Annotated in this window: 12 protein-coding genes and 1 pseudogene; 6 read left to right on the plus strand and 7 right to left on the minus strand. The window is 51.4% G+C overall.

Annotation, left to right across the window (positions count from 1 at the left end; all coding sequences use genetic code 11):
* Positions 1–67: 67 nt before the first annotated feature.
* The 3 genes from BP858_RS03765 to BP858_RS03775 form a co-directional block, all read right to left on the minus strand.
* Complete coding sequence (locus BP858_RS03765; protein ID WP_062265901.1) at positions 68–349, minus strand: DUF1722 domain-containing protein; 282 nt, start codon at positions 347–349, stop codon at positions 68–70.
* A gap of 99 nt (positions 350–448) precedes the next feature.
* Positions 449–1,813 carry a PFL family protein gene (locus tag BP858_RS03770; RefSeq protein ID WP_286878884.1) on the minus strand — a complete coding sequence of 455 codons (1,365 nt, stop codon included), beginning with the start codon at positions 1,811–1,813 and terminating at the stop codon, positions 449–451.
* 8 nt (positions 1,814–1,821) lie between these two features.
* A complete protein-coding gene (locus BP858_RS03775; RefSeq protein ID WP_214166450.1) occupies positions 1,822–2,094 on the minus strand; it encodes an ACT domain-containing protein in 273 nt (90 codons plus the stop codon).
* Positions 2,095–2,514: 420 nt separating this feature from the next.
* Between BP858_RS03775 and BP858_RS03780 the strand changes: the two genes are divergently transcribed.
* Entirely contained in the window at positions 2,515–3,006 is a 492-nt protein-coding gene (locus tag BP858_RS03780) for a putative immunity protein (RefSeq protein WP_286878885.1), read from the plus strand.
* Between the two features lie 27 nt (positions 3,007–3,033).
* Here the strand turns inward: BP858_RS03780 and BP858_RS03785 are convergent, their stop codons facing one another.
* From BP858_RS03785 to BP858_RS12335, 3 genes and pseudogenes are all read right to left on the minus strand, one after another.
* On the minus strand, positions 3,034–3,789 hold the full coding sequence (locus BP858_RS03785) for a 2'-5' RNA ligase family protein (protein WP_074175890.1): 756 nt from the start codon (positions 3,787–3,789) through the stop codon (positions 3,034–3,036).
* Positions 3,790–4,093: 304 nt separating this feature from the next.
* A complete protein-coding gene (locus BP858_RS03790) occupies positions 4,094–5,029 on the minus strand; it encodes a hypothetical protein (RefSeq protein ID WP_250317201.1) in 936 nt (311 codons plus the stop codon).
* 177 nt (positions 5,030–5,206) lie between these two features.
* Positions 5,207–5,317 (minus strand): annotated as a pseudogene (locus tag BP858_RS12335) (AN1-type zinc finger domain-containing protein); the annotation flags it as partial.
* A gap of 645 nt (positions 5,318–5,962) precedes the next feature.
* On the opposite strand from BP858_RS12335, the gene BP858_RS03795 reads away from it, so the two are divergent.
* The 5 genes from BP858_RS03795 to BP858_RS03815 all read left to right on the plus strand — a co-directional run bounded on the left by BP858_RS03795 (position 5,963) and on the right by BP858_RS03815 (position 8,912).
* On the plus strand, positions 5,963–6,250 hold the full coding sequence (locus BP858_RS03795; RefSeq protein ID WP_074175888.1) for an antibiotic biosynthesis monooxygenase family protein: 288 nt from the start codon (positions 5,963–5,965) through the stop codon (positions 6,248–6,250).
* 145 nt (positions 6,251–6,395) lie between these two features.
* The gene (locus BP858_RS03800; RefSeq protein WP_074175887.1) at positions 6,396–6,626 is read left to right on the plus strand and encodes a hypothetical protein; all 231 of its coding nucleotides are present in this window, start codon (positions 6,396–6,398) and stop codon (positions 6,624–6,626) included.
* Positions 6,627–6,765: 139 nt separating this feature from the next.
* Complete coding sequence (locus tag BP858_RS03805) at positions 6,766–7,266, plus strand: shikimate kinase (RefSeq protein WP_286878886.1); 501 nt, start codon at positions 6,766–6,768, stop codon at positions 7,264–7,266.
* A 269-nt stretch (positions 7,267–7,535) separates the two neighbouring features.
* Positions 7,536–8,357 (plus strand): alpha/beta fold hydrolase, encoded by an 822-nt coding sequence (locus BP858_RS03810; protein WP_286878887.1) that lies wholly within the window; start codon positions 7,536–7,538, stop codon positions 8,355–8,357.
* Between the two features lie 366 nt (positions 8,358–8,723).
* Entirely contained in the window at positions 8,724–8,912 is a 189-nt protein-coding gene (locus tag BP858_RS03815) for a hypothetical protein (RefSeq protein ID WP_286878888.1), read from the plus strand.
* Positions 8,913–9,156: 244 nt separating this feature from the next.
* Here the strand turns inward: BP858_RS03815 and BP858_RS03820 are convergent, their stop codons facing one another.
* The gene (locus BP858_RS03820; RefSeq protein ID WP_286878889.1) at positions 9,157–9,831 is read right to left on the minus strand and encodes a DUF4145 domain-containing protein; all 675 of its coding nucleotides are present in this window, start codon (positions 9,829–9,831) and stop codon (positions 9,157–9,159) included.
* Between the last annotated feature and the right edge of the window lie 554 nt (positions 9,832–10,385).

Raw genomic sequence — 10,385 nt, forward strand, 5'->3', positions numbered from 1 at the left:
CCCTGGTATTCCAGACATCCCTTCCGCGATCGGTGATCTCTCCCGGCAGATCTACGAGTTCGGCGGGTTACGGAGCGAAGAACGATTGGTTCATCCGGTATGGTTCCAGGAACCGGATCACCCACGAGCGAAGCGGGTTGTGGGGTTCGCTCAGCGTGGCGTGGCCGTGTCTGTAGCGCTCAATCAATCTGATGCAATACGCTCTCTCCTCATCTGAGATTCGGTCACTAAAATATCTGAGGGTATGCAGGAGGACGTTGACGTTGCCGGTATGCCGGGGGACCCGTGCGAGCGCTGCACAGAGCATCACCAGCGTTGCTGTGGGTTCGAGGTTGGCAGGTTCCGACATGGTCGATGATAAGGCGGGGCGTGCCGTCGGTCCAAGGCTGGTGGAGAGCGTCGCCGTGTCGCCGGCGTCAGAGAAAAAAGGGGCCGAATATCCCGGCAATCAGTTCTTGAAACTATGAATCGGTGCGGGAATCCGCCCGCCGCGGTTTATGAAGTCAGCGCAGCCGAACCTATTTATCTGCTGGACCGGTGCATGGCCTAACAGCCCGCCGAACTCGACGGTGTCGCCGACATCCTTTCCTATCACCGGGATCAGCCGAACAGCGGTCGTCTTCTGGTTGATCATCCCGATTGCGGCCTCATCCGCGATGATACCGGATATTGTCGAGGCGGGTGTGTCGCCCGGAATCGCGATCATATCGAGGCCGACCGAGCATACGCAGGTCATCGCCTCGAGTTTTTCGATAGTGAGGGCACCGCGGTTCACCGCATCGATCATCCCCTGGTCCTCGCTGACCGGGATGAATGCACCCGAAAGTCCGCCGACAAAGGAACTCGCCATAATTCCTCCTTTCTTCACCTGGTCGTTTAAGAGAGCAAGAGCGGCCGTTGTCCCCGGTGCACCGGCCGACTCGAGCCCCATCTCCTCGAGGATCCCGGCGACGCTGTCCCCGACGGAGGGTGTGGGGGCAAGAGAGAGATCCACGATCCCGAACGGAATCCCGAGTCTCTCCGACGCCTCCTGGGCGACGAGCTGCCCTGCGCGGGTGACCTTGAAGGCTGTTCTCTTGACCGTCTCGCAAAGAACCTCGAAATTCTCTCCCCTGACACCCTCGAGTGCATGCTTGATGACGCCCGGGCCGCTTACGCCCACGTTAATAACTGCATCAGCCTCGGAGACACCGTGAAACGCCCCGGCCATGAACGGGTTGTCGTCGGGGGCGTTGCAGAGGACGACCAGTTTCGCACAGCCAAGAGAGTTATGCTCCTTCGTCGCCTCGGCAGTCTCCCGTACAATCTCTCCCATCAGTTTTACGGCATCCATGTTGATCCCGGTCTTCGTCGAGCCGACGTTTACCGAGCTGCAGACCCTCTCGGTCGTGGCGAGAGCCGCCGGGATTGAGCGGATAAGATCTTCATCGGTCGGGGTCATTCCCTTTGAGACGATGGCCGAGTATCCCCCGAGGAAGTTGACCCCCGTATCTCGTGCAGCCCGATCAAGCGTCTTTGCAACCTCTACAAAATCCTCCGGGGACCTGCAGGCCTGCCCGCCGACAAGTGCGATGGGGGTTACGGATATTCTCTTGTTGACAATCGGGATCCCGTACTCGAGTTCAATCTCTCTCCCGGTCGAGACGAGATCCTTTGCCAGCCGGGTGATTTTGTCGTAGATATTCCGGTTTAAGGTATCGAGATCGGAGTCGCAGCAGTCAAGAAGGCTGATCCCGAGCGTGATGGTTCGCACATCGAGTTTCTCCTGCTCGATCATCTTGTTCGTCTCGTTTACCTCGAAGATCGTGATCATACAACCCCTCAGATGCGATGCATTTTCGTAAAAATGTCCTCCCGCTGGCACCGGATCTTGACACCGATCACATCGCCGAGTTCGTCAAGTTCGGTCACCATCTCGGCATACGGTTTTGGCGATCCGCTGGTATCGACGATCATCATCATATTGAAGTAGTCCTGTACGATCGTCTGCGAGATATCCTCGACGTTGACCCGGTTTTCGGCAAGATATGTGCAGATCTTCGCGATAATTCCCACTGCATCCTTTCCGACGACGGTAATGATTGTCTTGCTCATGCCCTCTCCTGTTCTTGTGCTGGTTATTGATTGGATGTGCCGGTGATTCAAGGTTTGCCGGGGAGCATCGTCGTGAGGCCGTTCACCCGCAGATCCCTGACCGCGGGGCGGTGTTATCCGGCTTCTTCCGGTGCCCGCCGGGCCCGCCCGAAGATGATCGTCGATACGCTGAACAGGCGATGGTGCCTGGTGAAACGTTCATGCACCATAATTCAATCCCTCTGCGACTGCAGTCGTGGGGGATCGGGTGCCCTGTAGGAGGGCCTGCCTGTTCTGCGTAGCGGCGCTCGTACGTGAGGGCAGGTCCGTGTAAGTCAACTCGCGTTGACTTAGAAGAGGGGTGTCGGTGCTATGTCAACATAGGTTGACGTAGCCTTCCCTGTGGTATCTCAAAATACTGGAGGCTCATACTACCTGCTCGTGAAGAAGTACAGCAGAGAGGACCAGATAACGATGGCGACCTGGGCCGCGGACTGCGCCGAACGGGTGCTCCCGCTCTTCGAGAGGGCCTATCCCGGGGACGACCGGCCGCGGAGCGCCATCGAAGTGTGCCGGACGTGGGTCCTGACGGGCGTATTCAGGATGACCGAGATCCGCGGGGCTTCTCTCGCCGCCCATGCGGCCGCCCGTGACGCAGAAGAGGGAAGCGCGGCTCAGTATGCCGCCCGGGCCGCGGGCCAGGCGGTGGCGACCGCGCACGTTCCCCAGCACGCCTACGGGGGTGCGTACTATGCTTTGAAGGCCGTCGCGGCGGCGGACCCGGCGAACGCCGTGGTGAATGTCGCCCGGGAGTGGGAGTGGCAGGCGGAGCGACTTGCTGAGGGGCTGAGGGAAGAGATCATGGGGAGGATTGTTGTTCTGAAGCACGGAGGCGGGGTTTTGGTTAAACTGAGGAAGGGAGATGGATTTTGAGGATCTTATTGGTGATGGCAACAGGCTCTATGGTTTTCCTAACGTTGATCTAATAAAACTAAAAATGGTCTGAACTATATTCTGTCTCTCCTCTTTTTGGACATTGATTCTCTGTTCAGGTATACGATCTTGAGGTTTTAATTTCGCATTCGGATCGTAATTTCCCTTAAAGAAATCATCGAGAAGTTGAAACGTACGTGATAGCAACCACCCGTCAAGTGCTTCACTTCGATTCAGCAATCGCCGCTGTAGAAAGTCATATTCACAAAGTATTTTCCCATTTTTCAGGAGGGTAGCCCGAATCATGTAGTGCTCGTATTTTGGCTTGGGTTGGTTGTCGATATATCTTCTGACTTTGATAAAATCAGACACTCCTAAACGTAACGCAAGAGTAGCATGGAATGCAAACTCCTCTTGATAGTCGTAACTTTTTAAATTGCAGTATCGTTTAAGGCGCTGTGCCAAACTCCAACGGAATTGCTTCAACTTGTCACTGGGGTTGATATCGATGAAGACAACACGCGGATCGTGAAAATAGCCAAACCCGTTCACAGTGAACCTGCATAGCGGGGTGGCAGCACAGTGGGAAGCAAAATCTTTCACGAGTTTTTTTTCATCACTTGTTGTAAATCCTCCAACAAGAGTGATATGGGGGACCGGTCTTTTCGGTTGGGCATAATGTAAGTGGAACTTATTTGTAAGACGAAGAATCATTCTGCGAATATCGTGTTTGGAGGATCCCTGAAATCGATATTCAATGAGATAATTCGCACGGAAGGTCATAGTATGTATCGTTTTTTGTTATTCGGCTTTTTCTTAATTCACCGGTAATCGGTAATCTTTAACAATACTTCTAGAGTCTTCTATCTGATTAACTGTTATCTGTTTTGCAGAAAAATGTAACTGTTCTGAGCGAGCGGTGAGCGGCGGTTGGTTCTCGCACAGAGAACCATTGCCAGGTTCCCTTCCATTGTATCCTTTATTTTCCCCTTCACCATGGAAGGGTGTTCTCGCTCAGTATATCATTCTGAAATGGTCTAGATGAACATGGGCGGGGCGCTGGAGAAGGCAAAAAACTAGGTTAACATTAGGTGTCGTAAAGTAGATCATATTTCTGTGTGAGTGCTTGCCACCGTGCGTAGTGATACTGGTCTAAGACCTGTCCCATCGAGTCAAGTTTCTTTAATTCTTGAGCATCCTGATACTCCCCGCTCACGTCTAAGGACTTATCTCCACCTTGTACGTGAATGATCTTCACATCCGACGTAACTCTAAACCCTCCCAAATAATCCTCCGGAACGTATGTGATTATTGTTGGACGTGTCGTTTCGATGAACGCATATCCACTGTTCTGGAAGTCGTACTGGCTGTTACACTTCACTCCGACCGCCATATGGTCGGAAAACTCAAACAGAACCACATCGTAACCTAACTGGCATAAGAGGTAACTCAGGAGCAACGATTTGTCGGAGCATACCCCCTGATTATTGTGAAGTGTTTCGTAGGGGTAATACCAGTCGCTATCCATCCCAGAATACCGGTTCCAGCTGTAAGGTATATGCTGGACAAGGCTGATTGCCACTCGAGCCTGAGTATCCGGCGAACTGGATGTCTTTTCGATCTGCTCAATGAGAGGTTCTAGGTATTCATCCTGATAGGAGTTTTTCAGCAACTCCATTATGACTTCATTCACGTAATCATACCGGTATGTATGACTTTCTTTTGAAAAATACTCGTTTAATCCACCATAGGTTGTAAAACTCAGGGTTTTTCGACCCCCAGTATAGTAGGGATAACTGTGTGATTTTGGTGAATTCTTAAACGATTCGGAAGGGTCAATAATGTCGCCAATAATAGGGATATCCGAGGCCTTGAACGCTTGATTCTCTGGTGTCGTATCCGGTAAGGTCACCTTTGTTGATGAGGGGTCCTGCTGCATCAGGGCAGTAGATCCACCAGAACCGCCTTCTAACTGAGAAACAAACAAAACTATTTGAGGATAGAATAAAATAAGGGCCACCACAATCGCTAAAATGGCAAGAGTTTTCGCAATCTTTTGTTTGGTTTGCCGTGTGAGTCTTCTTGAGGGAGATTTTCTTGGATGTTTATGTCTGCGATTTTTTTTCGGAGATTTACGTACGTGATTTTTATGCTCAGAATGGCCTTTGCGATTTTTAGTGTAAGAATGCTTTTCTCCCCTACAGTTATGGTATTCTGGCAATCTGTGGTCAGAACAAAATGTTCCTCCACATCGCCTACATACATAGGGTAGTCCTTCAATTTGGCGACCACAGAAATAGCATTTCGCCATATTCAATAACAACTGCTATCTATTTATATCCCTTCCGAAATGAATGTCTGGAAAAAGAAGTTCCATGAGATTATTTTCATTAAGAATTGAAGTCTATGGTAGAGCAGCACCTGCCCCTTCGAGGAATCCATGACTCATGTCATGACTCATTTCCGTAGCGATCGCAACAAACTGATCCTATCTTCTGTATCCGCCCCTCCTCACCCCACTTCCCGCAGATCCCTCCGCACCCGCCGCCGCAGGTACCACTCCGCCACCGTGCCCAGCGCATGGTAGACCGGATTGACCGGAACGTCCACGTAGTGACGCCTCCCCTTATCGAGCCAATCTTAATTCTTCCAGTAGGCGTGGCCCGCGGGAGCCTGTTCAACCCTACTTGTCGCAGGGCGCCTGACTGATATGGAACGCCATCACATCAAAGAGCCCGGGTCTCGCATGGGTCCCCATCCGGTGGGCAGCGCGGGTTTTCTATCAAATTGCAGAAGGGCGAGGGTTGTAAAACCACCAGGCTCCCTGTATCCGATCCCTCCATAGTAATTGATCGGCACGATACCGTTCAGGCTCGAAGAAACCTCTATATGCTCCTGGTTATACACAGGCTCGCCCGGGAATACTTACTTGTTGAAGTCTCCCGGAGAGGTTGTCATGTTCGTCAATATCGTGGAGTTTCCACCGATCAAGAAAGGAAAAGATGAGGAGTTTAAGGAATGGTTCAAGGAGTCCAATGCAGCCTTCATGAAACACGACGGGTTTATTTCACGAAGGCTCCTGGTCTCGGATAAGGGATCGTACGCGGCGATCGTCGAGCACCAGAGTAAGGGCACGTTCATGAAGATGCATACGAGCAAGGAGCACGAGGTTCTGCGCGCGAAAGGTGATATCCTGATGGACGGGAATCCGAAACCACACTTCTACGACGTTGTCGACCTGTAGCCCGGGTGAGGGGGCGTCTGTGGTTGTTTGGTTATACGATATCGGATGTGAGGGTTGTAAAAACCGCAGACCGCTATTACCCCGGATGATCGTGCGAGGGGGAGGGATTATCTCACCCTACACCAAAGGTGCCGGTCGATCGAGCATGAAAGCCAGACACCTCGCCGGCGCACTCATCGGCGCATTCATAACGTTCCTCGGCCTGCTCTGGCTCCTGCAGGGCACAGGGCTCCTCCGTATACGCCCCATACTCTGTATCGCGAACTGCGAGGAGATCGTCGGCCCGTCCCCGGTATGGGCGGTATCCGGGCTGATCGCCCTCATCATCGGGGTTATCGTCGTCTTCGTGAGTCTGAGTGGCATCAGAAGACCCTGAGCGCCTGATCAACCTGCCCCCTGTGGTATGGGCATGACCCGGGGAGGCGCACTTTTTTCGAACAAAACCTTCATCCGCCCCGAAATCCCACCAGAGTATCAACAAAGAGCCCTTCTCGCCGTCGGGCTCCGGGGGCACCATGCACCACCACGAAAACATCGTCCTCATCGGCATGCCCGGTGCCGGGAAGAGCACCGTGGGCGTCATCCTCGCAAAATCCCTCGGCATGCAGTTTATTGATACGGACATCCTGATACAGGAACGGACCGGGAGGATGCTCCAGGAGATCCTTGACGAGGACGGACCCGATGCGTTCAAGCGGATTGAGAAGGAGACGATCCTCTCCCTTCAGCCCCGCCATGCAGTGATCGCGACGGGCGGCAGCGTGGTGTGCAGCGGGGATGCGATGGCACACCTAAAGTCGGCAGGGGTGGTCGTATACCTGGAGATCTCATATGAGGAGATGGAGGCGAGGCTCAAGAATATCACGACCCGGGGGATAGTCCTCCTTCCGGGCCAGAGTCTCCGCGGGATGTACGATGAGCGGATCCCGCTCTACGAGAGGTATGCCGATCTCACCATCGCGTGTTCGGGTGAGGATCTTGAGTCTGTGGTCGGGAACGTGCTCGAAGTGTTGTAAAGAGCCGGGATGGTGTCCGGGTCCCTGCCATCTCACCTGAAATGCTATTTTCCCAAATACCTACCCCTCCCAGGAATTCCATGGAAATGGAGGATTCATATGCGCAGAGTTTTTGAAGATGATTTTCACCCTCCATAACAACCACACGACCCAAACCAGCACACTCAAGAATCGCGGATCATTGGTGAGATGAAACGTTTTTATCCACTAAGTGCAACCTGGGTATCCCGTGAGCGCGTGAGGCTGGATTGAGAGGAGGCGGAGGACATATGGATACTGTTGAAGTAGACGGTGCCACCCTGGCATACGAAGTATACGGGTCTGGAGAGCCCGCTCTCCTCATCCATGGTGCGCTCATCGCGGACTCCTTAATGCCGTTGGTGAAGGAGCCCATACTGACTGAGAAATTTAGCCTCATCCTGTATCACCGCCGTGGCTACGGGAGTAGTAGCCGCACCAAATCTTCCACTAGTATTGCCCAGCAGGCTGCGGACAGCGAGGCCCTGCTGCATCATCTGGGCGTCCCGCGTGCCCACGTTTTAGGACACTCCCTGGGTGCCTGTATTGCCCTGCAGCTTACTCTAGAGGATACGGACATTGTCCATTCGCTGGCTCTCCTCGAACCGGCGCTCATCGTAGGATCCTCGGGTCCTTCCTACCGGGATTCCTTGCAGCAAGGCTGGCAACGGTTCCGGAACGAGAATCCCGAACAACTGGTGGATGAGTTCCTACAAGCACGGTTCGGTAAGGGGTACCGAACGACGCTAGAACAGATACTGCCAGGGGCGTTCGATCAGGCCGTCGCCGATGCTTCGACGACTTTCGAGCAGGAGATACCTGCTTTGTTGGCGTGGAGTTTCGGGGAAGGCGAAGCTTCGCGAATCCGGCAGCCCGTGCTCGCGATCTATGGCAGCGAAAGTATCGCACTCTGGGCGCGTTTTGGGGAGACGCAGCGACTGATGCTCGATTGGTTCCCCAACATCCAGGGTTTCCTCCTTCCGGGCGCTGCCCATGGGCTGCAGATGCAGAATCCCCGAGGCATGGCCGAAGCGCTCTCAGACTTCTGGTCTCGCCACCCGATACAGCGATGAAGTGACCGGATCCTTGGAGAAGAGATCGGATGACGGGAAGAATGGAGATCCAGACACGCATTTAACGAATCGAAGTCATGAAGTGTCTTAATAGGAGAATCGGGATGGGCCCGGGGCGATTCGAACGCCCGAACTTCGCCGTGTGAAGGCGACGTCATAACCGAACCTGTTTCCGATTCTGACTCCGGAGAAGGCTTTGATAATTTTTCCAGAACCTCGCGCACACCATGTAATGGTAATAACGGTGGGTTAACTGAAGCATCAGGGTTCAGGACCTATAACGTTCTTTACGAAACGCACCGGGGGGATTTGTTCAGTTGATGGACCATGAGGTTAAAGAAGATGAGAACACCAAGAAAACCATAAATGGATATCTCTGGTGTTGGTCGGTTCCTGATTACCGAAACAGAAGAGGATATCCTCGAACCTTTCGACTTCAAGTATACGAAAGGGCATAAGCAGATGAGAGGAGTTAAGAAATTCCTGCACCTTCTTGATGTTCTCAGGATTAGGAACCTGTTAGGATACCCCACTTCATGGCAACGCCTAGAGTGAGCGCTATCCTAAGGGCCGCCCGGCAGACTACTATCAGGGAGGTAATGCCAAGTTGCCCCATTTTAAAACGGTTTTGAAAACTCTCATAAACAGTGTTTTTGCCGGTTGCCGCATGAGAGACAGACCACAATCTTGTCAGAAGAAACCATATGGGAAAGGAGGGGAACTGAGGAGAAATGGAGGTAGTAGTTAGGGGTCAGATATTGATAGGCGTGCCTCCATCTTTCACTAAGACAAACACAAATCAGCCGGTAGCATCTCTCTTCTGTATTTGTTTTACTGAACTTTCGGGTAGTTTCTTGTACAAATCTGAGATTTTTTTAGGTTGGGTAATCATTACCTGTACGATCATGTTGAGCAGGTCAAAAAGGGCAATTGCGGTCTTTAGATCATCTTTCAAATCTATTTGCCCCGGATGGACTGCATTATTTCCAATAACCCGTATGCAATCCAATGATTGCTGAATTTGCTGCGGTAATCCTTTCTTAACAAGGCTCGCAATCTCCGTATTTAAATCTTTCCCCTTTTCCCCAAGATGAGGCATAAGTTTCTGTAACGCGAGTCTTAACAGTGCAGCTGCGGCCCTCGGCGAAGAGTTTACAACATCTCTTGCTTCAAAGAAATCAACTTTAACATCATCCGGCATGTCTTCAGAAGGTAACGGTGCAACTGAGTATCCGGGATAGAGCATCTTTTTGTTAATCCAAACCGAAAATTGCCCGCATCTAGCACAAAAAGCCGCAGAATTATGGTTATTAACTGATCCAAGATGCTGAATTCCAGTACCTCTAGAGTGAGTATTTTTATGCAGCAAATCGACCCAGTAATGATGGGCAAAAGCATTACAATGCGGGCAATTGAACGCCTCTTTTTGATAGCCCGGAGGCTCATTATGTACCCTGGATTCCCGGCAATACATAACGAGCCTGATCAATCCGCATCATTATCATCCTCAAAATCCTAATCACTCCTCAAAATCAAAGCGATAGATTTGCACCTCGTTATGTGTTACACATAACGAGCATAAATATACCTCTCAATAAAACTCATTCTGTTTTGAATTTCAGGTGAAATGCAACCGCTTTGAACATGGCACGTTATGAGTTCTGGGAATATAGGATGTACCGTCATAGCAACCCTCATTATACAGCACTAGCAGTGCCACTCTTTCTTAAGAATATCTCTAGAACACCAGATGTCTTTAAACCCATTGATTTGGTTATTTAATCTTTACTAAGAAAATAACTCCCAAAAAATAGGGTTGGAACATTTCGAAAGCTTAATGGAGCCCATTGCGGTTAGTAGAGTATTATGGAGGGATCTAAATGGCAAAAATTGAGGACAGCAAGTGAATTCCATGTTGTCTTTGAAGGAGAAGCCGTTAAAGACTATCTAATTGATGTTGATAAGTTTGCAAACACCATGATTGGTGTATCAAATGCGCTCCAAGAAGCTAACCGGGTAAGTAATGGG

Origin of the sequence: Methanoculleus sp. UBA413 (assembly GCF_002502935.1) — an archaeon.
GTDB lineage: Archaea > Halobacteriota > Methanomicrobia > Methanomicrobiales > Methanoculleaceae > Methanoculleus > Methanoculleus bourgensis.